This is a genomic window from Pseudomonas sp. MWU13-3659 (assembly GCF_023757525.1).
Taxonomy (GTDB): domain Bacteria; phylum Pseudomonadota; class Gammaproteobacteria; order Pseudomonadales; family Pseudomonadaceae; genus Aquipseudomonas; species Aquipseudomonas entomophila_E.
Genome location: NZ_JAMSHW010000003.1, coordinates 437,117 through 461,801, shown reverse-complemented (window position 1 = coordinate 461,801; position 24,685 = coordinate 437,117). Strand labels below are relative to the sequence as shown.

Here is a 24,685-nt window from a genome sequence, read left to right as displayed (position 1 = left end):
GGCTGCTGGTTATCAATTATTCTAAATTCGAATATATAAATATTTATTAATAATTTTTCGGTCTAAATTGTTTCGTGCACTATGAGGGCGCGCACAATTGCCAGGAATGCCCCCATGTCGCTGATCACCCATCCCCATGCCCGCGAGCTGACCAAATCCATGCGCGCCACCGTGCTCGTGTTCAAGGACCCACGCTCCCAGGAGCTGCTCAGCCGTATCGAGCGCCTGGCACCCAGTGAAGCCAACACCCTGATCATCGGGGAGACCGGCACCGGCAAGGAGTTGGTCGCCCGCCACATCCACACCCTCAGCCGACGTCATCGTGAACCTTTCGTGGCGGTGAACTGCGGTGCCTTTGCCGAAACCCTGGTGGAGAGCGAGCTGTTCGGCCACGAGAAAGGCGCCTTCACCGGCGCCACCTCGAACAAGGCCGGCTGGTTCGAGGCGGCCAATGGCGGGACGCTGTTCCTCGACGAGATCGGCGACTTGCCGTTGAACATGCAGGTGAAATTGCTGCGTGTGCTACAGGAGCGCGAGGTGGTGCGCCTCGGCTCGCGCACACCGATCCCGATCAATGTGCGGCTGGTGGCCGCGACCAACGTCAACCTCGCCGATGCCGTGGTGGCGGGGCATTTTCGCGAGGACCTGTTCTACCGGCTGCACGTGGCCACCATCCGCCTGCCTCCGCTGCGTGAGCGGCCAGGCGACATCCTGCCGCTGGCGGAGTTTTTCATCGAGGAGCATTGCCGACGCCTGGGCTACGAGCGTGCAACCTTGAGCCCGGAAGCCGAACGCAAATTGCTGGCGCACAGCTGGCCGGGGAACATCCGCGAGCTGGAGAACGCGATCCACCATGCCTTGCTGGTGTGCCGCCAGCAGCAGGTGGCGCCAGCCGACCTGCACCTGGTGGATATGCGCCCACAGGCGGTGGGACATGGGGAAGTGGCGGCGTTGCCTGTGGCGGCCAGTGCGGCGCCGGTCAACCTGGAGAGCGCGTTGCTGGCGCTGTTCGAACAGAACCTGCCGGACCTGTACGAGCATATCGAGGAAACGGTGTTTCGCTCGGCGTATCGGTACTGCCACGGAAATCAGTTGCAGACGGGACGGTTGCTGAATATCAGCCGGAATATCGTGCGGGCGCGGCTGGAAAAGATCGGGGAGCTTGGCAAGGCCTAGTGTCCAGTCTCGGAAATAAGCAGTTCACTTTTGGCGGCGTCTTGGGCGCCCGACCGGCGTTACCACTCCTCGCCATAGCCCTGCTATGACGCGTCGCGGCGCCTTGGCCGAACACCCAAGCCACTCGCCAAAAGAGAACCTATTTCCGGGACAGGACACTAGTGTCCTGTCTCAATACTCCACTTCATCCACGTAGGCGTCGAAAAACCAGTCGGGAATCTCTTCGTTGCGAAATTCCAGTTGCGTGCCAGCGGTGATCTCCGCCAGCCACACGGCACAGTGGCCGGAATTGTCGAACACGTAGGCGCGGTGGCTGGCCGCAATGGCGTCCGGCAACAGGTCCAGCGAGCGGTCGTAGCGGCTGCGTACCAGGTCGTCCCTGACCGGGTGCCCTCCGGCATGCACGCGAATGGCCACCCGCTCGATGTTGATCTGTGGGTTTTCGGTGGAGACGAAGTAGAGGTAGGTGCGATAGCCCCGTGCCTGGGCCTGGCGCATGAATTCGATCTTGCTTGGGTGCGACATGACGCTTTCGAAGGTGAAGCTCTGGTTTGTATCCAGCAAGCGTTGGCGGATGAAGTCCGCGATCACCGAGGCGAAGTACGAGTCTATTCGCACGGCTCGGTAGTCGACCTTGCTGCCGAGGAGCGTGAGTTGCTCGGCCTGGTCAGTCAACTGCTTGGTTTGGATGAGATAGTGCTCGGTATGGAACCTGAGCAGTTCTGGCAGGCAGGTGGCGACGTCGAAAGGTGCCAGGTCGATGAACCCGGTGGACTTCGCCTCTTGTTCCAGGTCGTCAGCATTGACGAAGAGGCGTGTCAGCGCCGCCGGCAAGTCGGCCTTGATGGTGCTTTTGCCGGAACCGTTGGGGCCTGCGAACACCCGTAGCCTAGGCACGCTCGTCAGTCGTGCCATCATCGACCTTGCGCACGCTGATCACCTCGCCGACCTTGACCTTGCGCCGTGGCCGGGCCTTGTCGAGCACGGTCCTGACACCGTCGGCGGCAACCCGCACCAGTTCACCTTCGTCGATGCACAGCACACCTTGCTGGTTGGCTTGCAGTGCACGTAGATAGGCGGAGTGGGTGGCCTCGCTGGCGTGGCGTGGCACCTCACGCTCCAGGGCGTCGAGGGCTTGTTCCGAGAGTTTTTTTGCTTTTGCGGCCATGAAGGAATACCTCCGTGCAACAGGGGGCCTGTTGCGCACTTGAGAGGCATCATAGCGCCGACACGGGGGAATGGCATCAAGAGGAGGCATGGGCGGGGTCCTGGAGTGGCGTGCGGCTGAGTCTGGCACAACCCTGGATTCCCTTTTTCCCGGTTTCGCGTAGTCCTTGTCCTATGCGCCGAAGGGGGCTGCCTGGCAGCCCCATGCCCAGATGGCCCCAGGGTTCAGAAGCCGAATGCGCTCAACCCGGGATGATCGTCCGGCCGCCGCCCCAACGGCCAGCGGAACTTGCGCTCGGCCTCGCTGATGGGTTGTTCGTTGATGCTGGCATGGCGGTTGCGCATCAGGCCGTCTTCGGCGAACTCCCAGTTCTCGTTGCCGTAGGCGCGGAACCACTGGCCGCTGTCGTCGCGGTACTCGTAGGCGTAGCGCACGGCGATGCGGTTGTCGGTGAAGGCCCAGAGTTCCTTGATCAGGCGGTATTCCAGCTCGCGGTTCCATTTACGGGCGAGGAAGGCCTGCGCCTCATCGCGGTTGTTGCAGAATTCGGCGCGGTTGCGCCAGTGGGTATCGGTGGTATAGGCCAGGGCGACCTTGGCGGCATCGCGGCTGTTCCAGCCATCTTCGGCAAGGCGGACTTTCTCGATGGCGGTTTCGCGGGTGAAGGGTGGCAGTGGCGGGCGGGACATGGTGCTGCTCCTTGGTAAAGGGCCAGGGAAGTGGCCTGACAGGAAGCGAGGCTACGCTTGCCGATGCGCACTGAGAATGCGTGACCCTGGCACTTCATAATTGCGCTTCGCGAAACGCTGCCCGTGGCACTGGCGTTTCGCCGAGGCGCGGCTAGAGTCACAAGATTGTCCAGGAAGTGGTGAAACATGATCAGGGTCTCAATCAGCGCCATCGTGCTGTGCGCGGTGCCGTTGGCTGCCGCCGCCGACAGTCAGCGCGAGGACGGATACTGGTACGTCCAGACCAGCGCCTACACCCGTCATTGGTCCCACGACCCCGAGCACAACAACCACCAGGAGCTGATCGGGGTAGAGCGTGTCTATGGTGATGGGGTGCTGTGGGGCGCCGCCACCTTCAAAAATTCGTTCTACCAGCGCTCGAACTACGCCTACCTGGGCAAGGTCTGGGAAAACGAGCGCTATCCGGTCTATGTCAAGGTCAGTGGCGGGCTGTTGCAGGGTTATCGAGGGGATTACCAGGACAAGATCCCGCTCAACCACCTGGGCGTCGCGCCGGTGATCATCCCGTCGTTCGGCACCCACTGGGGGCCGCTGGGCGCCGAGTTCGTCGTGCTCGGCGCCGCAGCGGGGATGGTCAATGTGGGGTGGCGTTTCTGAGCGCGGCCTTGTCGACGACCTTGCTGCGCCCACCCAGCCACACCAGCAGCAACCCACCGGCCGCGAGCAGGCCACCGGCCATCGGTACCGCGGCATACCCCAGGTCCAGGCTGATCACCGCGCCGCCCAGCGCGGCACCCACCGCATTGCCCAGGTTGAACGCACCGACGTTGATCGAGGACGCCAGGCCCGGCGCTTCGGCGGCGGCGATCATCACCCGCATCTGCAGTGGCGGCACCACGGCGAAGGTGAACATGCCCCACACCAGCAGCGCGATGGCCGCGCCGACATGGCTGCCGAGCACCAGCGGCATCAGCAACATGATGGCCGCCAGGGCGCCGAGGAAGATCCGCGCGGCGCCATCCAGCGACCAGTCCGCCAGCTTGCCACCCAGGCTGTTGCCGAGGGTGAAGCCCACGCCGATCAGCACCAGGCCGAGGGTGACGAAGGCGTCGGAAGCGCCGGTCAGGTCGGCCAGCACCGGGGCGACGTAGGTATACAGGGTGAACATCGCACCAGCCCCCAGCACCGTGGTGGCCATGGCCAGCAGCACGTTGGGGCGGGCGATCACGGCGAGTTCCTTGCGCACATGGGGCACGCTGCCGCGCTCACCCTTGGGCAGGGCGTACCACAGCGCGGCGATGGCCAGCACGCCCAGCACGGCGGTGCCGGCGAAGGCCATGCGCCAGCCGACCTGCTGGCCAAGCCAAGTGGCCGCGGGCACGCCGCCGATGTTGGCGATGGTCAGGCCCATGAACATGGTGGCCACGGCACTGGCCTGCTTGTCCTTGGGCACGACGCTGGCGGCGACCACCGCGCCCAGGCCGAAAAAGGCGCCATGGTTGAGGCTGGTGATCAGGCGCGAGGCGAGCAGGGTGTAGTAGTCCGGCGCCAGGGCCGACAGCAGGTTGCCAATAGTGAAGATGCCCATCAGCATCATCAGCGCGGCGCGCTTGCCGAAGCGGCTGAACAACAGGGTCATGATAGGCGCGCCGACCATCACGCCGATGGCATAGGCGGTGATCAGCATGCCGGCGCTGGGGATGCTGGCGTCGACGCCCTCGGCGATGACCGGCAGCAGGCCCATGGGGGTGAACTCGGTGGTGCCGATGCCGAAGGCGCCGATGGCCAGGGCAAACAGGACCCGTTTGGGGGAAAGCGTGCTCATCGGGAGCTCCGTGTTGCGTGATGAAGGCGAAGCCGCCCTGGCAGGGCGGCTCGATTGTTCAGGTCAGTCCCAGATCGGCGCCAGGCCATCCGGGCTGACTTCGCGGCCGTTGCGCTCGAGCGTGGCGATGCGGGCCATGTCGTCGGCGTCCAGCTGCAGGCCGCGGGCGAGCAGGTTGCTGGCCAGGTTCTCGCGCTTGGTCGACGACGGGATCACCGCGTAGCCCAGTTGCAGCGCCCAGGCCAGTGCCACCTGGGCGACGGTGGCCTTGTGCTTGGCGGCGATCTCGGCCAGCACCGGGTCCTTCAGCACCTTGCCGTAGGCCAGGGTCATGTAGGAGGTGGTGGTGATGCCTTGTTCCTTGAGGAACGCGGTCAGCGTGCTGTTCTGCAGGTAGGGGCTGAGTTCGACCTGGTTGGTGGCGATCTCGCCCTGGCCGACCACGGCGATGGCCTGGCGGGTCAGTTCGATGTTGAAGTTGGAGACGCCGATCTGTCGGGTCAGGCCCAGCGCCTTGGCCTTGGCCAGGGCCTGCATGTACTCGCTGAGCTCGACGCCGTTGCCCGGTGCCGGCCAGTGGATCAGCAACAGGTCGACATGGTCGGTGCGCAGCTTGGCCAGGCTGTCGCGCAGGCTGGGCACGAGTTTGTCGGCGGTGTAGTTTTCGACCCAGATCTTGGTGGTGATGAACAGTTCTTCACGTGGTACGCCGCTTTCGGCGATGGCCTGGCCGACGTCGGCTTCATTTTTGTAGATCTGTGCGGTGTCGATGACGCGGTAGCCCAGTTCGAGCGCGGACTTGACCGAGTCGATGACGGCCTGGCCGGTGAGGCGGAAGGTGCCGAGGCCGAAGGATGGAATGCTCATGGGGCTGCTCCTGGTGGACGGTGGGGGATCGGTCTTGCGCGGTGCTGCGCCAGTTGATCGAGTGGGTGCAGTCTGCAGGTTTCAGCGGGATTGATTAAGACGCCTCCGGGTTAAGGTCTTTTGACTAGGAGTCAGTAATGACCGGATGGCTTGTGAATGAAAAGCAGGCAATGGGCGCTGCGTTTCACCTGTAGGAGCCAGCCTTGCTGGCGAACCGGCCCGACGCTGGACCGTGGTGTGGCCTTCGCCAGCAAGGCTGGCGCCTACGGGGTTATTGGTCTGATGATGTTCAGGGCGCCCTGAGCAAACGCGGCTAGGTATGATCGGGCCCGTATCGATGATGCTACGGCCTACCGTATTTCAGGAGTCTGCCCCAGTGCTCGACCTGCCCACCCATGTGCTGTACCAGAAGCGCTTCGACGCGGTGCTCGCCTATATCGAGGGAAACCTCGAAGGCGACCTGTCGGTCAACGCCCTGAGCGCGGTGGCGCATTTCTCGGCGTTCCACTTCCATCGGCAGTTCAGTGCCTATGTGGGTGTGCCGGTCGCTCGCTACGTGCAGTTGATGCGCCTGCGCCGCGCCGCCCACCGCCTGGTTTGCCAGGCGGACTTCAGCGTGCTCGACGCGGCCATGGGCGCCGGCTTCGAAAGCCCCGAAGCGTTCAGCCGGGCCTTCCGCCGTGCCTTCGGCCAGGCGCCCAGCACGTTCCGACGTCAACCCGACTGGCAGCGCTGGAATACGGTGTTCGACATTCCTCATTTTTCCAGGAGCATCACCATGCAGGTACGAATCGTCGATTTCACCGAAGTTCGGCTGGCCGCGCTCGAGCATCGCGGCCCACCCGGCCAGGTCAGCGAGACTGTGGGCCGCTTCATCGAATGGCGCAAGCGCAGCGGGCAGTCGCCGGTGGCCACGAGCCGCAGTTTCGGTATCCCCTACAACAATCCCGATACCACCGCACCCGAAGACTTCCGCTTTGCCATTTGCGGCGAGTTGTTCGAGGCGCTGCAACCCAACGACGAAGGTGTGCACACGCTCAGCCTGCCCGGTGGGCGCTGCGCGGTGGTGCGCCATGTGGGGTCGCCCGATCATATCGGCGAGACGATCTACCCGCTCTACCGCGATTGGTTGCCGGGGAGTGGCGAGGAATTGCGTGATCACCCGCTGTTCTTCCATTACCTGAGCATCTACCCGCAGACGCCGCTCGAACAATGGCAGACGGATATCTACGTGCCTTTGCGCTGAAATGGGTCCTGTAGGAGCGGCTTCAGCCGCGATGCAGGCGACGCGGTGCCTGGCACCCGCTTCGCGGGTGATCGCGGCTGAAGCCGCTCCTACAAAGCGAACGGGCGCGGATCAGTCAGCGATCTTCGACGGATCGCTCTGCAGCAACCATTGGTGGCTGCTCGCGGCCAGCTGCTGGTCGAGGTTCGACTGGACACCGATGCGACGGGCCTCTTTGTCCTGCTTGAGCAACTGGTTGAGCATGTCCATCAAGTCGCGGGACTTGCGCACCGACTGTGGCGTGCTGACATCGGACTTGAGCTCGCCGTTCTGGTAAGTCAGCACCCGGTGGGTGCTGTTGGCTTCCTGAGTGGCGCTGGCTTCGCTCAGGGTGCCGTTGACGAAGCCGACGTGGGTGCTGGCGCTGGCTTGCTCGCTGAGCATGTGATAGCGGTAGTTGTTCGGGTCGAGGCCCTGGTCGAGCTTGGCCGACGACGACAGTGTGGTGTGCCAGGCGGCGTCGAGCTTGGCATCCTGGTGTTGCTTCACGTCGAGTGTGATACCGCCGCCGTTGGTCGTGGTGGCCTGCGATGCCTGGTAACTGAAGCGGTCTTCCTCATCAGGGCGGTGCGAGTTCAGGCGCTGGCTGGTCTGGCTGATCGAGGCATTGAAGTCGGCCAGGCCGCTGAGCAACGAGCGGCTGTATCGGTTGATCGCATCCTCATGCCCGGCCGGGCGCGGGCTGCTGTCATCCACGCTGTTGAGCTGGCTGAAGGCATCCTTGAACAAGGTCATCAGTTGGGCGTCGCCCTTGCCGCGCGCCTGGGCCGCGTCGAACTGGCTCAGGTAGTTGCTGACCGCGGCCTGGCGTTGCTGCGGGTTGCCCAGCACCACGCCACCCTGGGTGTCCAGGTCGAGCTGGATCTGGCCGCTCGGGCCTTGCAGCTTGAGGTTGCGGGTCGAGTCGTCCATGCGCAGGTCGAAGGTCTGCAGTTCGCCGCTGGCAGTCTCGAGGCTGGCGTTCATCTGCAGGCCGGTGAACAGGGACGGGTCGAGTTTGAGCAGGGCGCCCAGTTGCAGGCTCGGCGTCTCCTGGGTCAGGCCGTTGATGGCCGACTGGAAGCCATTCGCCAGGGTTGCCAGGCCCTTGAATTCTGCGGCGCTGAGCGTGCCACCCTGTACGTCGGCGTCCACGGCCAGGCCTTGTTCACCGTTGTACAACCCGAGCTTCACCGTGGCGCCGGTGGCGGTGGTGAGGTTGAGGGTGATGCTGTTGCTGGCGTGTTCGCGCAGCCTGGACTGCTGCAGGGCCAGCAGGGTGGGGGCGAGCTCGGTGTTTTCAGCGACCTGCAGCGCCGATTGGGAGACGCGTTGGCCACCATTGGCCACCAGCTGTTCCATCAGGGCGGCGCCCAGGCCCTGGAAGCGCGCGGCGGTGCTGTTGCCCTTGATGCTGCCGAGCATGTGCATGCTCAGTTTGTCGATGCTGTCCTGCTCCCATACGTAGCGGGGTTGGGCGTTACCCAGTGTGCCCCGGGAGGAGTAGGTCTGCGAATCGGGAATGCGCGTGTCCTGGCCAAGGATGACCTGGGCGCCGGGGATGCTGGCGGCCGCAGCGGCCTGGCGGGCATCGAGGCCCTGCGGGGCAGGGGAGGCGCTGTACACGGGGGTGAAGCGCAGTGCGGATGTGATCGGGCTCATCATCGCTTTCCTTGCGGAGTTAATGAGTACGCCTTGATATCGGCGTGCTATTAGCAAACCTGAGCAGAAGATCAGATAATTTTTGCGATGCAGCGCGAGTGACTGGGGCTGCGTGACAGCCCCAGTGCGAGGGTCAGCGACGACGGAACAGCGGCAGCGGTTCGTCGGTGGCGCCCTGGTAGGTGACCGAGAAGTCCTTCAGGCTTTGCAGCGCGTCTTCAGGGTTCTTGTCGGCACGGATGGCGAAGGCGTCGAAGCCGCAACGGGCCATGTAGAACAGCTGGTCGCGCAGCACGTCGCCAATGGCGCGCAGTTCACCCTTGAACTTGTAGCGGTCACGCAGCAGGCGCGCGTTGGAGTAGTTGCGCCCGTCGGTGAAGGCCGGGAAGTTCAGGGCGATGACCTGGAAGTGCTCGACGTCTTCGCCGATTTCCTCGGCTTCCTCGTCGCTGTCCAGCCAGATGCCCAGGCCGCCGTCGCGGGCCTTGAGCAGGCTCGGGTGGTCGCGCCACAGTTGCAGCGGCACGATGTAGTCGTCGCAATTGGTCAGTTCGTCGATGGAAACATCCTTGGGCAGCAGGTGCCAGGTTTCGTCGACGATCTGGTTGTGCTTAATGATTCGCTGCATAGACGCGTTCCTTGAAGGGGTCGATGCCGATCCGCTGGTAGGTGTCGATGAAGCGCTCGTCTTCGGTGCGCTGCTCGACGTACACGCTGATCAGTTTCTCGATCACGTCGGCCATGGCGTCCTGGGCGAAGGACGGGCCGAGGATCTTGCCCAGGCTCGCGTCGCGGGCGGCATTGCCGCCCAGCGAGACCTGGTAGAACTCCTCGCCCTTCTTGTCCACGCCAAGGATGCCGATGTGGCCGACGTGGTGGTGGCCGCAGGCGTTCATGCAGCCGGAAATGTTCAGGTCGAGCTCGCCGATGTCGAACAGGTAGTCCAGGTCGTCGAAGCGGCGCTGGATGGATTCGGCGATCGGGATCGACTTGGCGTTGGCCAGGGAGCAGAAATCACCGCCCGGGCAGCAGATGATGTCGGTCAGCAGGCCGATGTTCGGGGTGGCGAAGCCTTGCTCGCGCAGTTCCAGCCAGAGGGCGTGCAGCTGGCGCTGCTCGACGTCGGCGAGGATGATGTTCTGCTCGTGGGAGGTGCGCAGGAAGCCGAAGCTGTAGCGTTCGGCGAAGTCCGCGACGGCGTCGAGCTGCTTGTCGGTCAGGTCGCCCGGGGCGACGCCGGTGGGCTTGAGCGACAGGGTGACGGCGACGTAGCCCGGCTTCTTGTGGGCACGGGTGTTGCGCGAGCGCCAGCGGGCGAAGCCTGGGTGTTCCTGGTCCAGCGCGCCGTAGTCGACGTTGTCCAGCGCCAGGTAGTCGGGGGCGATGAAGTGGCGTGCCACGCGCTCGACTTCCGCTTCGGTCAGGGTGGTGCTGCCGCCGCGCAGGTGGGCCATCTCGGCCTCGACCTTCTCGGCGAACACTTCCGGGGTGAGCGCCTTGACCAGGATCTTGATCCGCGCCTTGTACTTGTTGTCACGGCGGCCGTAACGGTTGTACACGCGCAGGATGGCGTCCAGGTAGCTGAGCAGGTCCTGCCAGGGCAGGAACTCATTGATGAACGAACCGATCACCGGGGTACGGCCCAGGCCGCCGCCGACCAGCACGCGGAAGCCCAGTTCACCGGCTGCGTTGCGCACCGGCTCCAGGCCGATGTCGTGCACTTCGATGGCGGCGCGGTCGTCGCTGGAACCGTTGACGGCGATCTTGAACTTGCGCGGCAGGTAGGCGAATTCCGGGTGGAAGGTGGTCCACTGGCGCACGATTTCGCACCAGGGGCGCGGGTCGACCAGCTCGTCGGCGGCGACACCGGCGAACTGGTCGGTGGTGACGTTGCGCAGGCAGTTGCCGCTGGTCTGGATCGCGTGCATCTGCACGGTGGCCAGCTCAGCCAGGATTTCCGGGATGTCTTCCAGCGCCGGCCAGTTGTACTGCACGTTCTGGCGGGTGCTGATGTGCGCGTAACCCTTGTCGTAGTCGCGGGCGATCTTCGCCAGCATGCGGGTCTGGCGGGCGTTCAGCTGGCCATAGGGCACGGCGACACGCAGCATCGGCGCGAAACGTTGGATATACAGGCCGTTCTGCAGGCGCAGAGGGCGGAATTCTTCTTCGCTCAGCTCACCGGCCAGGTAGCGGCGGGTCTGATCACGGAACTGCTTGACGCGGTCCTCGATGATCCGCTGATCGTACTCGTCGTATACGTACATATAAGTCCTGTCTCAGGCTGCATGCAGCTAATCGCGCGCACGGCCGCGCACTCCGGGTCGGAGCCGAGGAACGATAGCAGAGTGGGTTTATGCGCTAAAGTGATGTTTTTGCATATGAAAAGAACCATTTGGACTAAGTGAGACTGACTGGCATTTGTCCTCTCTGGCACGCCATCTGGCTATAATCCGAGGTTTGCTTCGCAGGGATGTAACCGCATGCTCAAGGCCTTGTGCCAGGGCCTGTGCCTGAGCCTGCCGCTGGCAGCCGGCGCGCAGGCTGCCTCGGTGGTGTTTCTCAACCCGGGCTATTCCAACGAAACGTTCTGGGTCGACTATTCGCGTTTCATGCAGGCCGCCGCCAAGGACTTGGGGATGGCGCTGCGCGTGCAGTACAGCGAACGCAGTGCCGACCGCACGCTGAGCTTGGCCCGTGCGGTGCTGCAGGGGCCGCAACGCCCCGACTACCTGGTGCTGGTCAATGAACAGTACGTGGCGCCAGAGGTCATCCGTCTTTCCCGTGGCACAGGGGTGAAGCTGTTCCTGGTCAACAATGGCCTGACCGAGGACCAGTTGCGCAGCATCCAGGCCCAGCCGGAGAAGTACCCGCGGATTCTCGGCACCCTCGTCAGCAACGATGAGGAGGCCGGCTATCAGATGCTCAAGGCGATGGTCGCGCAGTTGCCACCTGTGGATGGCCCGATCGACCTGCTGGCGTTCGCCGGCGTGAAGACCACGCCCGCCTCGCAGTTGCGCGAACTGGGCATGCGCCGGGCGCTGGCCGACCATCCCCAGGTACGCTTGCGCCAGGTGGTGTACGGCGGCTGGAGTCGCCAGCGCGCCTTCGAGCAGGCGCAGATGCTGCTGGCGCGCTACCCAGGCACGCAATTGGTGTGGTCGGCCAACGACGAGATGGCGTTCGGTGCCATGCGAGCGTTCGAGGCGGCGGGTCGGGTGCCGGGGCGCGATGTGGTGTTCAGCGCGGTCAACAGCTCGCCCGAGGCTCTGCGGGCGCGTATCGACGGGCGCCTGGGCGTGTTGATGGGCGGGCATTTCACCATGGGCGGCTGGGCCATGGTCATGTTGCATGACGATGCCTTGGGCCTGGCGGTGGGCCGTGACGGGCGTCAGGAGCATCGGGTGCCGTCCCTGCAACTGATCGACGCGGACAAGGCCCGGCGCTGGCTGAGGCTGCTGGACCAGGACGGTCACGGTATCGACTTTCACCGTTACAGCGCCGAAGGACGGGCGGCGGATTTTCGCTATCCCTTCCTCATGTCACCCGTCGACTATTGAAAGACCCTGCTTGAGTGAAGGGCATTGCTGGACTTAACTGCTGCTTGCGAAGTGCATTCCCATAACCACTACAAGAGGTAATGCAATGGGAAACTCAAGCAAGGTCCGCAAAGCTGACAGCAGTGTCGATGCCTGGGCGATCCTGTGTCTGATCGTGCTGGTGGTGGTCACGGCGGTGTATTGGGTCAGCCATCAATAGCGGGTGATTTGTTCTGGCCGTGAAGCTCACTTGAGAGCCGCCTGCGGAAGGGATATCCGTGGGCGGTGGGCTTCGTGGGTCTGGTTCTGTTCGGTGCGGGTCAATTCAACAGCCATGCGGGCGCTGATTCACTCTGGCACTTGTGCGGGCGCAAAAATACGCCGCAGCGTGGTGCATCAATAGCCGATGCTCGTGCATGTGCTGCGCGGCCTGTCGCTTGAATTAATCACTGCATAATCGCGTGTCGGCGACTAACCTGCTGTTTTCTGTGATTTTTTTTGAAAAAAAGCTTTTCACCTCGGGAAAAGGTTGTTAAAGTGCCGGCCATTCCCGCACAGCAACACACGGAGCTCGCGGTGAATGGTCAGATTGGCAGCGCATCAGGCGCTCGTCATATCCGATACAGGGGCGTCGCCAAGCGGTAAGGCAGCAGGTTTTGATCCTGCCATGCGTTGGTTCGAATCCAGCCGCCCCTGCCATTTCTTCTCTGCTTTCAAAGCAAATCAAAATCGCCGGCTGGCGATTTTTTTCATTCCAGGTTCCCGTTTTCCAACAGTTCGGCCAACGCCAGGGCCAGCACTTGCTCGTGCACAGGTTTCTGGACCACCAGGCTGCCCGGCAGTTCCTGGCTGTCCAGTTCGGCGTAGCCGGTCAGAAACACCACGGGCAATTGCGGGTAGCGTTCTCGTGCCGCCCGTGCCAGCTGCGCGCCATTGAGTTCGGGCATGGCGAAATCGGTCAGTAGCAGGTCGGTGGCGTCATCGAGCAATGCCAGGGCCTGTTCGCCATTATGCGCCTGGCGCACCCGATAGCCATGGCGGCGCAGCACATCGCCGATCATTTCACGCACCAGGTGGTCGTCGTCCACCAGCAGGATGCTGCGGTCGCCGCCACCGGCCAGCGGTCGCCCCTTGTCCAGCTCCGGTGTGGCGTGATCTGCGTGGGCCCTGACCGAGGGCAGGTACACACTGACCTGCGTGCCGCGGCCGGGCGTAGTGTCGATACGCACTCCACCACCACTCTGCTTGGCGAAGCCGAACACCTGGGCCAGGCCAAGGCCCGAGCCCTTGCCGATGTCCTTGGTGGTGAAGAAGGGTTCGAAGACCTTGGCCGCCACTTCATCGTTCATGCCGCAGCCGGTGTCGCTGATGGTCAGCATCACATAGTCGCCGGGCTCCGGATCTTGCGGGCGCTGGGGCTGGGCGTCGACTCGGGTGTTGCGGGTCGCCAGGGTCAGCTGACCGCCGTCGGGCATGGCGTCGCGGGCATTGATCGCCAGGTTGAGGATGATCATCTCGGTCTGGGTCGGGTCGGTGAGGGCAAACCAGAGGTGGGTATCCAGGTCCAGGCGCACCGAAACACGACCGCCCAGGGTGCGACGCAGCAGTTCCTCCAGCCCGCCTAGGGTGCGGTTGAGGTTCAGTGGTACTGGCTCCAGGCGTTGCTTGCGGGAAAACGCCAACAGCTGCGCGGTAAGCTTGGCGCCACGTTCGCCGGCTTCGCGAATGTGTTTCAGGCGGCCATGGGCCTTGTCCAGCAGGCCCTTGTCCAGGTCGTTCTTGAGAAAACTGGCGCCAGTGAGGATGACCGTCAGCAGGTTGTTGAAGTCGTGAGCCACCCCGGCGGTGAGCTGGCCGACCGCCTCCAGGCGCTGCATTTGCTGCAGCGCCGCTTCGATGCGTTCGCGTTCATCGATCTGTTCGCGCAGGCGAGTGTTGGCCTCGGCCAGTTCCAGCGCCGACTCACGCTCGCTGGAGATATCGCGGGCCACCACATACAGAAGGCTGTCGTCCGGCACCACCACCCACGACAGCCAGCGCTGCTGGCCGCCGGCATGCAGGATACGGCCGACGAAGCGCGCGCTGGTGCGGCCCTCGGACAGAGCGCCGATTTCGGCGAGAAAGGCCTGCTGGTCGGCTTCCGGCAGCAGTTGCAGCAGCGAGATCTGCCCCAGGCGTTCGCGGGTGAAGCCCAGGCTCGCCTCCCACGCCGGGTTCAGCGCCACGGGTGTGAGATCCTTGTTGAGCACCGCCAGCAGGTCCTGGGACAGTTCCCAGGCGCGGTCGCGTTCGCGGGTGCGGCGTTCGACCCGCTCGCCGAGTATTTCATTGAGTTGCTCAAGGGCGCGTGTGGCCTGGCGTTGCTGGTGGATGTCCTGCAGCACGCCGGAGAACCGCACGCACTGGCCATCGACGAACTGGGTCTGGCCGCTGGAGAGCAACCAGCGCGGCTCGAGTGCGCCGGCTGGGGCGCTGCGAAACTCGACCCGGTAACGGCCGCCGCTGTCCTCGCACATGGCCCGCTCGACCGCGTCACGTACCCTGGGCAGGTCTTCGGGGTGGATACCCGCGTAGAACACCTCAAGGTTCATCTCGGTGTCGGTGGGCAAGCCAAACAGGGCCTTGCAGCGCACATCCCACTGCATGCGGCCATCCTGCGGGCTGTAGTCCCAACTGCCCATGCCGGCGGCGTCGATGGCGATCCGCGCGCGGGCCTCCATGTCGGCCAGGGCCTCCTCGGCGCGGCGCCGGCGCTGACGCTCCTGCACTTCGGTCAGGGCCCGGCGCACGGCCTTGGGCAGCAGCGGCAGGTTCTTCTTCAGCACATAGTCGGTGGCGCCCAGGCGGATCATCTCCACCGCATGCTCTTCACCGTAGATGCCGGAGAGAAAAATGAACGGCGTATCCGGCGCGATGCGCTGGGCGATCGCCAGCACCTCGGCACCCGAGGAGGCGGGCAGCACGCAGTCGCACAGGATCAGGTCGAAGGTGCCCGCGCGCAAGGCATGCTCGGCGCCGACATGGTCGAACACCAGCCGCGATTGTACCTGTAGCCCACTGCGCTCCAGGCGCATCAGGATCAGCTCGGCGTCCATGGAGCTGTCTTCGACCATCAGCAGTTTCAGTGGCGTCGTCTGCATGGTGACTGCCTCAGTGGTCGTCGCGACGGTTCAGGCGCAGCGAGCCGGGCGGCGGCTCATTGAGCACCGCCCAGAATACCCCCAGGCCTGAAATCGCGGTAACGAACGCCTTGAACTCCACCGGCTTGACCACGTAGGCATTGACGCCCAGTTCATAGGCGCGCCGCAGGTCGGGCCCCTCGCGCGAAGAGGTCAGCATGACGATGGGGATGCTGCGCAGCTCTGCGGTGGCGCGCACCTCCCTGAGCACCTCGAGGCCGTCGACCCTGGGCAGCTTGAGGTCCAGCAGCATCACCGCCGGGTTGCCGTCGGCGCGTTCGGCGAAGGCGTTGCGCCGTAGCAGGTAGTCCAGGGCGTCGGCGCCGTCGCGCACGACGACGACTTCGTTGGCCAGTTGGCTGCGCTCCAGGGCCAGCAAGGTCAGTTCCAGGTCCCGGGGGTTGTCTTCGACCAGCAGGATGGGCTTGAGCATGATGGGCAGCGGCCTCAGGCGGTCATCGGTTGGCGGGGGAGGGTGAAGTGGAAGCTTGCGCCCTGGCCCAGGTTGCCCTGGGCCCAGACGCGGCCATCATGGCGTTCGATGATGCGCCGTACGCTGGCCAGGCCGATCCCGGTGCCCTCGAACTCCTCCATTCGGTGCAGGCGCTGGAACACCCCGAACAGCTTGTCGACATAGGCCATGTCGAAGCCCACGCCATTGTCGCGCACATACACCTCGATCTCGTGCCGGTGCTGCACGGCACCCACCTCGATGCGTGCCGGGTCGCGGTGGCGGGTGTACTTGACGGCATTGGCGATCAGGTTGTGCAGGACCATGTTGATGAAGGCCGGGTCGGCAATCACCTTGGGCAGCGCGGCGATGTCCCAGAGGATCTCCCGCTCGGCATAGTCGGGCGCCATCTCCATGCGGATAGCGTCGACCAGCGCGTTGAGGTCGACATCGGTCAGGCGCAACGCCGAGCGGCCCATCTGCGAGAAGTTGAGCAGGTTGTCCACCAGGGTGCCGGCGAATTGCGCGGCTTCCCCGATATGCCCGAGGAAGCGCTTGCCGCGTTCGGTCAGGTGTTCGCCTTCGATCTCGCCGAGCAGCTCGCTGTAGCCGGCGATGTGCCGCAGCGGCGCTCGCAGGTCGTGGGACACGCTGTAGGAGAATGCCTCGAGCTCGTTGTTCGACCGTTTCAGTTCGCCGGCAAGCTGGGCCAGCTCCTCGGCCTTGCGCAGGACGATGCCAAGCACCGCGCCACGCAGCTCCAGCACGCCCTCGAGGGTCAACGGGTGCCAGGCGGCGCTGAAGCCGCGGACCTCTTCCTGCCAGCGCTCGAAGCTGTGGCGTGGATTGAGGTTGCCCAGCGGGCCGACCTGTTTCTCGGGGCGCCCGGCCCAATTCACCGTGTGTGCCTGCTCCGGGCGGAACCACAGCAGGTAGTGCGAGTGGAGCTGCGAGATGGCCACGGCCAGCACGCCTGCGGCATGCTGGCCCAGCTCGGGTAGCACATCGATGTCGCGCTGCGCGTTATCGGTGTGGAACACCAGGTCTTCGCCGCGCTGGGCCAGCCAGTGCACGAGCGCGTTGACCTGCGCCGCCGGTGGCGTGTGGCCGATCAGGTCGCAACGCTCGGCGCTGATGATCGCCGCCCCCGTGGCGCCGGCGAACTGCAGCATCACTTCGGGCAGGGCGAGCAGGCCGTCGCCGACACTGTCGTGATCGGCCATCGAAGACAGCATGTGCACGATGCGCTGGCGCAGGTCGAGCAGGAAGCGCGTGCTGTTGTGGGCCTCGTGGGCCTCGATCTGCAACGACAGCACATTGGCCAGCAGCTCGCAGGCGGTGCGGGTCTGGAAATCCACGGCGCGCGGCTGGTCGTGGTGGCACGACAGCAGGCCCCAGAGCTTGCCGTCGACCACGATCGACAGCGACATCGACGCCAGGGTGCCCATGTTGCGCATGTACTGCAGGTGCACCGGGGACACGCTGCGCAGCGCGGCGAAGCTCATGTCCAGGGCCTTGCCGGTGCGCGGGTTGGCGGCGGGTACCAGCGGCGAGGCCTGGTAGTCGGCATCCTCGATCACCCGGATGCGGTTGATGCGGTACAGCTCGCGGGCCTGGCGCGGAATGTCGGAGGCGGGAAAACACAACCCCAGGTATTGGGGATAGCCAGGGTCGGCGTGTTCGGCGAGCACCGTGCCATTGCCTTCGGTGTCGAAGCGGTAGGCCTTGACCCGGCCGAAGCCGGTGATGCGCTTGATCTGGCGTACCGATTGCTGCAGCAAGTCCTCGATGCTGGTGGCCTGGTGCAGGGTGCTGACGAAGGCCCGCACCAGGGGGTAGTAGTCGCCCCTGGCCGAACCTCGACAGGGCTCGAACTCGAGGATCAACACCTGGTCGTGACGGTGGGCAAGCACCCGCAGCGGTGCCTGGCAGGGGGCGCCTTCGCGCAGGCGGACATCGCCGATGTGGAAGGGGAAGATCTCGTCCTCCGGCAGGGAGGCCAGGTGGCGGTGCAGGTCGAAGCCTTCGCCGACCAGTGCGTCGAATGCCTGGCCTGGCAGTTCCTGGGCCGGCACGCCGAGCCAGCGTTCGGTGTTTTCACTGGCCTGGAGGATGCGCAGGTTGGTGTTGTCCAGCACCAGCAGAAAGCCATGGGGCTGGATGCTGCCCGGTACCTGGATAGGTTCCTGGGCACAGCGTTCGATGGCCTGGTCGAGGGAAAGCGGGGCAGTGGTCACGGGGTGCTCCTGGCAGGGTCCGTCCACGCACAGGGGTGCGTATGGCACAGGATAGTCGCCCTGCAAGGTATCAGAACCATGGCCGGTTTGTCGGCATATGACTATTTGAAGGGTGGGCGTTTGCAGGGATGCTGCTTCAAGCGCTGATTTTTTCGGATGTTTCTGGTGGTTTCATCCTAGGGATTAATGCCAAAGAGGGGTAGCGCACGGCCACTCTGCGCCAATCCCACTGCTACGCTCAAGCTCAACGCATACAGACAAGGATTGACAGGTGACGGAGCGCTGGATGGCCGGGCTGTTGGGCCTGTGGTTGAGCGGCAGTGCCGTGGCGGCGGACTTTCTCGTCGAGGTGCAGATCCGCGTGCAGCGCGGTTGCATGCTGGTCAACCAGCAGCGCGATGCCGGTGCGCAGGCCCTGGGCCGGATCGATCTGGGCAGTGCCGCGCGCCTGGACGGCTCGGGCGCGCCCTTGAGTGGAGTGCTGCTGAGCCAACGGCCACCGCGTCTGGAATGCAACCCCGACACGCCTTATCAGGTACGCGTCGACGGCGGCCAGCATGGCGGTGTCGGCGAGCTTCGCTACCTGGCCAGCCACGACAGCAAGGCCCGGCCGATCCCCTACCGCCTGTACCGCGACGCCGCCTGGCGCCAGCCATTGGCGGTGGATGTGGCGCAATCGGCACGGGTGCCGGACAGCGGCTCGGTCGAGCTCCCTCTTTACGCACGGATCGACAGCCTGGCCTGGGTACCCCGCGCCGGGCTGTACGCCGACCTGCTCAAAGTCACGGTCACCTGGTAGGGGACGCCCATGCACAAGGACGCGTTGCAACGCACCTCGATCCTGCTGCTCACACTGGGCCCGCTGCTGCTGCCTGGCAGCGTGGCACATGGCACCAGCACCGGCTTCATCCAGGCGCGCCTGGTAATCAGCGCCGCCTGCGAGATCAACAGCCAGCAACCGACCGTGGGTGGCAACCCCGGCGTGATGGACTTCGGTTCGCGTGGCCCGACCTGGGACCAGGCGCTAACCAGCCGTGTGGACGAGGCCGGCGCCGAGGGCAGCCTGCAGATCAGTTGCACCCCCCAGGTGCGCGCCTTCAGCGTGCGGATCAACGGCGGGCTCAATGGCAGCGATGGCGTGCGTCGCCTGAGCAACGGCCGAGAACTCATCCCCTATCAACTGGCGGTCGACCCCGGTGGCAACAGCCGCTACGGCATCGGCCAGGCCCGCACCTTCACCATCAGCAACACCGAGCAAGTGCCCGTGCCCATCTACGGCGTGGTGGTCGCGCAGCCGCGCGCCCTGCCTGTCGGGCTGTATCGCGACACCCTCAGGGTGACCCTGGACTGGTAACACGCAAGGAGATTCGCAATGCCCAAGCACCTCACCCGCTGCATCCTCGCAGGTCTCGGCCTGGCCCTGGCCGCCCAGGCCCAGGCCGCCACGGTGACCGGCACCATCAGCTCGACCCTGATCCTCACCGCCGCCTGCCAGGTCAATGGCAGTGGCGGCACCTCGGGGCTGAACTTCGGCAGCCTCAACTTCGGCACCCAGGATTCGCTGTTCACTACCGCCAATGGCCAGGTGCTCGGCGGCGGTGGCGGGGCCATGAGCATTCTCTGCTCGGCAGGCACGGTACCGACGATCAAGGTGCGTGCCGGCGCCCATGACTCGCAGTCCGCCGGCGGGACCCGGGCCCTGGCCGATGGTTCGGGCAATTTCGTGCCCTATGACTTCTACACCGACGCCGGGCACACTCAGTTGCTGGCCATCGATGGCACCATCACCCTGCCCACCAGCACGGGCGTGGCGCAGACGGTCAACCTGTATGGCCAGGCCAAGGGCAAGGCCGGCCTGCCAGCGGGCACCTACACCGACACGGTGGCGGTCGAGCTGAGCTTCTGAGCCATGGCCGGCAGGGCGCTGTGCGCAGGCTTGTGCCTGGTCGTGCCGGGCGTGTTGCAGGCGGCGACCAGCAGCACGTTCCAGGTCAGCGCGCAAATCGTCGCCGGCTGCCTGGTGGTGGGCGGCGTGACCAACTACGGCGTGCTCGATTTCGGCACCCAGTCGGCGTTGTCCACCGCCACCCTGAGCACTTCGCTCGGCGGCACGACGGTGACCTTCCAGTGCACCCCGGGCGTGGCCGTGAGCATGAGCCTGGACGGTGGCCAGAACAGCGCCAGCGGCAATCGTTACCTCAAACGCAGCGGCGGCACGCAGGTGGTGGCCTACCAGCTTTACCGCGACGCGGCCTACACCCAGAGCCTGGGGATCGGCAGCAGTGTCGCGGTGAGCTACAGCGACCCGACCGCGATCAAGCTGCCGGTCTACGGCCGCACGACCCTGACCGGCACCTTGCCGGCCGGGACCTACACCGACGTGGTGCAAGTGACGGTGACCTGGTGAACCAGGCGCCGCAATCGATGAGCAGAAGGAGAGGGGCATGGGGGCAGGCGCGAAACTGGCGCGGGGACTGATCGGGATGCTGCTGCTGGCCGGCGCGCCCGCCATGGCCGCCACGTCGGTGCTGATCTGGCCGATCGACCCGGTGCTGGAGGCCGAGCAGAAGGCTGGCGCGCTGTGGCTGGAGAACCGCGGCACGGCGCCGACCAGCCTGCAGGTGCGGGTGTTCGCCTGGCGCCAGGGCGAGTATCAGGAGCAGTTCCAGAACCAGCGCGAGATCATCGGCAGCCCACCGGTGGCGAACATCGCGCCGGGGCAGAAGCAACTGATCCGCCTGACCCGCACCGGCAGCTCGCCGGCCGGCCAGGAGCAGGCCTACCGAATCATCATCGACGAGATCCCTTCACCCTTGCCGGCCGACACCGCCAGTGACGGGCCGAAGGCGGCGATCCGCCTGCAGATGCGTTATTCGGTGCCGCTGTTCGTCTACGGCGAAGGGCTGTGGGGCAAGCCCGATCCGGAGGGCAAGCGCAGCGCTGAAGGGGTCGGCAAGCCGCAACTGAGCTGGCGTGCGGTGACCGTGCAGGGCAAACCCTATGTCGAACTGCGCAACACCGGGCCCGTGCATGCCCGGTTGACCGATGTGGTGTTGCAGCAAGGCGGGCAGGACAAGCCTCTGGTCGAAGGTCTGCTCGGCTATGTGCTGCCCGGCGCCAGCATGCGCTGGCCCGCGCCGGTCGCGCCCGGGGCGGCCAGCGTGTTGAAGGGCCGGGTCAATGGCCAGGACGTGGCGCAGGCCATCAAGCAGGGCCAGTGATACGCGGGTGAACGTCTGTCAGGGGCCAGGGAGGACCCGGCAATGGTTGGACATCGTGTGTGAGCTGGGTGCGGGTGGCAACGCACCGGTTGTGGCTGGGCCTGGTGGTGCTGGGCCCTGGCCTGGGCGTGGCCGACGATCTGCCCCCGCCGCCCACCGAGAGTGCCGCCATCGCCGACGCGACGCTGTACCTCGACCTGCTGGTGAACCAGGTGGGCAAGGCTGAACTGGTGCCGGTGCAGCAGCGTGCCGGGCGGCTGTACCTGGACAGCGAGGTGTTGCGCGCCGCCGGGATCAAGCTGCCGGGAGACCCTTGGGGCGAGGTGGCGCTGGACGCCTTTCCCGGTTTGCACAGCGACTATGACAGCCAGAACCAGCGCCTGTTGTTGCAAGTGCCGCCAGCCTGGCTGCCCGAACAGCAACTGGGGGATCGCAGCCTGTACCCGGCCAGCGATGCCCGCAGCAGCTTCGGTGCCTTGTTCAACTATGACGCCTACCTCAACGACACCGACGAAGGCGGTACCTACCTCGCCGCCTGGAACGAGCTACGGCTGTTCGACGACTGGGGTACCTTTTCCACCACCGGGCAATGGCGCCAGTCGTTCAATGGCGCCCAGGACAACAGCCGCCAGGGTTTCCTGCGTTACGACACCACCTTCCGCTACACCGACGACCAGCGCCTGCTCACTTATGAGGCAGGAGACCTGGTGACCGGCGCATTGCCCTGGACCACCTCGGTGCGCGTTGGCGGGTTGCAGTTGTCACGGGACTTCAGCGCACGCCCCGATCTGGTCACCTATCCCTTGCCTGCCTTTGCCGGCGAGGCAGCAGTACCGACTTCACTGGACCTGTTCATCAACGGCTACAAGAGCAGCACCACCGAGCTGCAGCCGGGCCCCTACACGCTGACCAACGTGCCCTTCATCAATGGCGCCGGCGAAGCGGTGGTGGTGACCACCGACGCCCTCGGCCGCCAGGTGTCCACCACCTTGCCGTTCTATGTCACCAGCAGTTTGCTGGCCAAGGGGCTGTCGGACTTTTCGGTGGCCGCCGGCAGCCTGCGCCGCGACTATGCCGTGCGCGATTTCGGCTATGGCCCGGGCGTGGCGTCGGCCAGCCTGCGCCATGGCGTTTCCGACTATTTCACCCTGGAAACCCATGCCGAAACCGCCCAGTCGATGATGCTCGGCGGCCTGGGCGGCAACCTGCGCCTGGGCAACTTCGGCGTGCTCAACGCGGCGATGGCCCAAAGCCGTTTCGAAGGCGACACCGGCCAGCAGGTGGCGCTGGGCTACCAGTACAACAGTCGGCGCATCGGCTTCAATTACCAGCGCGTGCAACGCCACGGCGACTATGCCGACCTGTCGTTGGTCGACAGCCCCTACAGCCGCCTGAGCCAGCGCAGCGAGCAGGCCACCCTGAGTTTGAACCTGGACCGCTACGGCAGCCTGGGCGCCGGCTACTTCGATGTGCGCGCCGGCGACGGCACGCGCACACGATTGATCAACCTGAGCTGGAGCAAGCCGCTATGGGGCAACAGCAGCCTGTACCTGTCGGCCAACCGCGAGGTGGGCGACAGCCAGTGGGCGGTACAGGCCCAGCTGGTGATCCCCTTCGACCTGCGCGGCACCCTGGCCTTCAGCGCCGAACGCAGCAAGGACGGCCAGGACCTGCAGCGGGTCAACTACAGCCGCGCCGTGCCGGTGGGTGGCGGGGTGGGCTACAACCTGGGCTATGCCACCGGCGGCAACCGCGATGCCTATCGCCAGGCCGACGTGACCTGGCGCCTGCAGTCGGTGCAGCTGCAGGCCGGGGTCTACGGCAGCAGCGGCGAGATGACCCGCTGGGCCGACGCCAGCGGTTCGCTAGTGCTGATGGATGCCGGGTTGTTCGCCGCCAACCGCATCGACGACGCCTTCGTGGTGGTCAGCACCAGTGGTTACGCCGACGTGCCGGTGCGCTACGAGAACCAGCAGATCGGCCGCACCGACCGCAACGGCCACCTGCTGGTGCCGTACAGCAGCGGCTATTACCGGGGCAAGTACGAGATCGACCCGATGGAGTTGCCGGCCGATGTGCTGGCACCGCAGGTGGAGCAGCGCGTGGCCGTGCGCCGGGGCAGCGGCTACCTGTTGGAGTTCCCGCTAAGGCAGGTGCGGGCGGCGAGCCTGGTGCTGGTCGACAGTGACCAGCAGGAACTCAAGCTGGGCAGCCATGTGCGGCATCAGGAGAGCGGTGGCGAGGCAGTGGTGGGCTGGGACGGGCTGGTGTACCTGGAGAACCTGGCGCCGCACAACCGCCTGCAAGTGGACAAGGCCGACGGCGGGCAGTGCCAGGTGGCGTTCGACCTGCCGGAAGGGGAGGGGCCGATTCCGCTGATAGGCCCGCTGGTATGCCGATGAAGGCGCTCGGAGTCTGGTTGGTGCTCGGTGCCTTGTTGCTGCCTGGCGGGGCCGCCTGGGCATTGTGTTCATCGGTGGCTACCGCACCGGCAGCCTTCGGCTCGATCAATTCGACCCTGGTGCGCACCACGGTACAGAACGCCTCCACCACCAACGCCGGGTTGCAGTGCACCGGCTCGCTGTTGTCGTTGCTGGTCAGCTCCGATCACTTCTACGCCACCATCACCTCCGCCACCAGCGGGCTGGTGGGGCCGACCGGCGATGTCATTCCCTATACGATCTATGCCGACAACACCACCAGCTACCCGATCAGCCGCGGCGTGCAGTTCGACTTCGCCCGCAACGGCATCCTCGACGCCCTCGGGCTGCTCAACGGCCCCACGCCCAAGAGCGTGCCGCTGTACCTGAAGACCGTGGTCGGCGCCAACGTCGCGGCGGGTGTGTACCAGGAAACCCTGAACATCGCCTGGAGCTGGAACTACTGCTCGGGCATCGGCATTGGCAACCTCTGCCTGGGGCGCGACATCGGCAGCGGCAACCAGAGCATCGTGGTCAGCCTCACGGTGACCAACGACTGCCAGATCACCACACCCAACATCAGTTTCGGCAGTGCACCCGTGGTGGCGGGGTTTGGTACCGTGAACCAGAGCGTCAGCCTGTCGTGCACCAAGGGCAGCACCTACACGGTGGGGTTGGATGACGGGCAGAATGTTTCGGGCGGGCGACGGCGGATGAAGTCGGCGGCCAACAACTACCTGGCCTACGACATCTTCAAGAGTGCCGGCGCGGTGCGCTGGGGCTCGCTGACCACGGCGCGGCGTTCGAGCAGCGACGCCGATGTGAACCCGGGGGCGGGCACCGGCACGGGGAGCCAAGTGTTCAACTACAACGCCAAGGTGTACACCGACCAGGCTACGCCGCCAGCGGCGACCTATACCGATAACGTGATCCTGGATGTGCAGTTCTGACGAGCTCAATCCCTGTGTGTAGGAGCGGCCTTGCGCCGCG

22 protein-coding genes and 1 tRNA gene are annotated in these 24,685 nt (G+C 65.1%); 12 read left to right on the top strand and 11 right to left on the bottom strand.

Annotated features, from left to right (window positions below; translation table 11 throughout):
- Positions 1-114: 114 nt before the first annotated feature.
- Complete coding sequence (locus tag NGM28_RS06925) at positions 115-1,176, top strand: sigma-54 interaction domain-containing protein (RefSeq protein WP_252089338.1); 1,062 nt, start codon at positions 115-117, stop codon at positions 1,174-1,176.
- Positions 1,177-1,347: 171 nt separating this feature from the next.
- Here the strand turns inward: NGM28_RS06925 and NGM28_RS06920 are convergent, their stop codons facing one another.
- The 3 genes from NGM28_RS06920 to NGM28_RS06910 all read right to left on the bottom strand — a co-directional run bounded on the left by NGM28_RS06920 (position 1,348) and on the right by NGM28_RS06910 (position 3,033).
- A complete protein-coding gene (locus NGM28_RS06920) occupies positions 1,348-2,091 on the bottom strand; it encodes an ATPase (RefSeq protein WP_240065704.1) in 744 nt (247 codons plus the stop codon).
- Positions 2,066-2,344, bottom strand: a complete 279-nt coding sequence (locus NGM28_RS06915) for a hypothetical protein (protein WP_240065703.1) — start codon at positions 2,342-2,344, stop codon at positions 2,066-2,068. The genes NGM28_RS06920 and NGM28_RS06915 overlap by 26 nt, the downstream gene beginning before the upstream one ends.
- Before the next feature lie 224 nt (positions 2,345-2,568).
- Positions 2,569-3,033: a nuclear transport factor 2 family protein gene (locus NGM28_RS06910; RefSeq protein ID WP_252089336.1), complete on the bottom strand. Its 465-nt coding sequence runs from the start codon at positions 3,031-3,033 to the stop codon at positions 2,569-2,571.
- Positions 3,034-3,219: 186 nt separating this feature from the next.
- Here NGM28_RS06910 and NGM28_RS06905 point away from each other — a divergent pair, with 186 nt between their 5' ends.
- Entirely contained in the window at positions 3,220-3,690 is a 471-nt protein-coding gene (locus NGM28_RS06905; RefSeq protein WP_240065701.1) for a sn-glycerol-3-phosphate transporter, read from the top strand.
- Here NGM28_RS06905 and NGM28_RS06900 read toward each other — a convergent pair.
- Both NGM28_RS06900 and dkgB read right to left on the bottom strand, forming a co-directional pair.
- Positions 3,668-4,858: an MFS transporter gene (locus tag NGM28_RS06900; protein WP_240065700.1), complete on the bottom strand. Its 1,191-nt coding sequence runs from the start codon at positions 4,856-4,858 to the stop codon at positions 3,668-3,670. The two genes, NGM28_RS06905 and NGM28_RS06900, sit on opposite strands and share 23 nt — an antisense overlap.
- Positions 4,859-4,921: 63 nt before the next feature.
- Positions 4,922-5,725, bottom strand: a complete 804-nt coding sequence (dkgB, locus tag NGM28_RS06895; protein ID WP_252089333.1) for a 2,5-didehydrogluconate reductase DkgB — start codon at positions 5,723-5,725, stop codon at positions 4,922-4,924.
- A 340-nt stretch (positions 5,726-6,065) separates the two neighbouring features.
- Here dkgB and NGM28_RS06890 point away from each other — a divergent pair, with 340 nt between their 5' ends.
- On the top strand, positions 6,066-6,971 hold the full coding sequence (locus NGM28_RS06890; protein WP_286088940.1) for an AraC family transcriptional regulator: 906 nt from the start codon (positions 6,066-6,068) through the stop codon (positions 6,969-6,971).
- A gap of 111 nt (positions 6,972-7,082) precedes the next feature.
- Here the strand turns inward: NGM28_RS06890 and NGM28_RS06885 are convergent, their stop codons facing one another.
- From NGM28_RS06885 to NGM28_RS06875, 3 genes are all read right to left on the bottom strand, one after another.
- A complete protein-coding gene (locus NGM28_RS06885; protein ID WP_252089328.1) occupies positions 7,083-8,651 on the bottom strand; it encodes a hypothetical protein in 1,569 nt (522 codons plus the stop codon).
- Between the two features lie 133 nt (positions 8,652-8,784).
- Positions 8,785-9,279, bottom strand: coding sequence for a DUF934 domain-containing protein (locus tag NGM28_RS06880; protein WP_252089326.1), 495 nt, complete (start codon positions 9,277-9,279; stop codon positions 8,785-8,787).
- A complete protein-coding gene (locus NGM28_RS06875; RefSeq protein ID WP_252089324.1) occupies positions 9,263-10,915 on the bottom strand; it encodes a nitrite/sulfite reductase in 1,653 nt (550 codons plus the stop codon). Before NGM28_RS06875 ends, NGM28_RS06880 begins: the two co-directional genes overlap by 17 nt.
- A gap of 216 nt (positions 10,916-11,131) precedes the next feature.
- Here NGM28_RS06875 and NGM28_RS06870 point away from each other — a divergent pair, with 216 nt between their 5' ends.
- Both NGM28_RS06870 and NGM28_RS06865 read left to right on the top strand, forming a co-directional pair.
- Complete coding sequence (locus NGM28_RS06870) at positions 11,132-12,208, top strand: ABC transporter substrate-binding protein (protein ID WP_252089322.1); 1,077 nt, start codon at positions 11,132-11,134, stop codon at positions 12,206-12,208.
- Between the two features lie 603 nt (positions 12,209-12,811).
- A tRNA-Gln gene (locus tag NGM28_RS06865) sits at positions 12,812-12,886 on the top strand.
- A gap of 50 nt (positions 12,887-12,936) precedes the next feature.
- Here the strand turns inward: NGM28_RS06865 and NGM28_RS06860 are convergent.
- From NGM28_RS06860 to NGM28_RS06850, 3 genes are read right to left on the bottom strand one after another with little or no spacing between them, the layout of a single operon-like run.
- Complete coding sequence (locus NGM28_RS06860; RefSeq protein ID WP_252089320.1) at positions 12,937-15,327, bottom strand: hybrid sensor histidine kinase/response regulator; 2,391 nt, start codon at positions 15,325-15,327, stop codon at positions 12,937-12,939.
- A 10-nt stretch (positions 15,328-15,337) separates the two neighbouring features.
- The gene (locus NGM28_RS06855; protein WP_252089318.1) at positions 15,338-15,799 is read right to left on the bottom strand and encodes a response regulator; all 462 of its coding nucleotides are present in this window, start codon (positions 15,797-15,799) and stop codon (positions 15,338-15,340) included.
- 14 nt (positions 15,800-15,813) lie between these two features.
- Positions 15,814-18,054, bottom strand: a complete 2,241-nt coding sequence (locus NGM28_RS06850) for an ATP-binding protein (protein ID WP_252089316.1) — start codon at positions 18,052-18,054, stop codon at positions 15,814-15,816.
- Positions 18,055-18,325: 271 nt separating this feature from the next.
- On the opposite strand from NGM28_RS06850, the gene NGM28_RS06845 reads away from it, so the two are divergent.
- The 7 genes from NGM28_RS06845 to NGM28_RS06815 all read left to right on the top strand — a co-directional run bounded on the left by NGM28_RS06845 (position 18,326) and on the right by NGM28_RS06815 (position 24,645).
- On the top strand, positions 18,326-18,853 hold the full coding sequence (locus tag NGM28_RS06845; RefSeq protein ID WP_240064379.1) for a Csu type fimbrial protein: 528 nt from the start codon (positions 18,326-18,328) through the stop codon (positions 18,851-18,853).
- Positions 18,854-18,877: 24 nt separating this feature from the next.
- The gene (locus NGM28_RS06840; RefSeq protein ID WP_044488839.1) at positions 18,878-19,408 is read left to right on the top strand and encodes a Csu type fimbrial protein; all 531 of its coding nucleotides are present in this window, start codon (positions 18,878-18,880) and stop codon (positions 19,406-19,408) included.
- Positions 19,409-19,426: 18 nt separating this feature from the next.
- Entirely contained in the window at positions 19,427-19,960 is a 534-nt protein-coding gene (locus NGM28_RS06835) for a Csu type fimbrial protein (protein ID WP_252089314.1), read from the top strand.
- Between the two features lie 3 nt (positions 19,961-19,963).
- On the top strand, positions 19,964-20,461 hold the full coding sequence (locus tag NGM28_RS06830; RefSeq protein WP_240064381.1) for a Csu type fimbrial protein: 498 nt from the start codon (positions 19,964-19,966) through the stop codon (positions 20,459-20,461).
- Positions 20,462-20,498: 37 nt separating this feature from the next.
- Positions 20,499-21,275 (top strand): fimbrial biogenesis chaperone, encoded by a 777-nt coding sequence (locus tag NGM28_RS06825; protein WP_240064382.1) that lies wholly within the window; start codon positions 20,499-20,501, stop codon positions 21,273-21,275.
- Positions 21,276-21,343: 68 nt separating this feature from the next.
- Positions 21,344-23,677 (top strand): fimbria/pilus outer membrane usher protein, encoded by a 2,334-nt coding sequence (locus NGM28_RS06820; RefSeq protein ID WP_252089380.1) that lies wholly within the window; start codon positions 21,344-21,346, stop codon positions 23,675-23,677.
- Entirely contained in the window at positions 23,674-24,645 is a 972-nt protein-coding gene (locus tag NGM28_RS06815) for a Csu type fimbrial protein (RefSeq protein ID WP_252089312.1), read from the top strand. Before NGM28_RS06820 ends, NGM28_RS06815 begins: the two co-directional genes overlap by 4 nt.
- Positions 24,646-24,685: the final 40 nt, after the last annotated feature.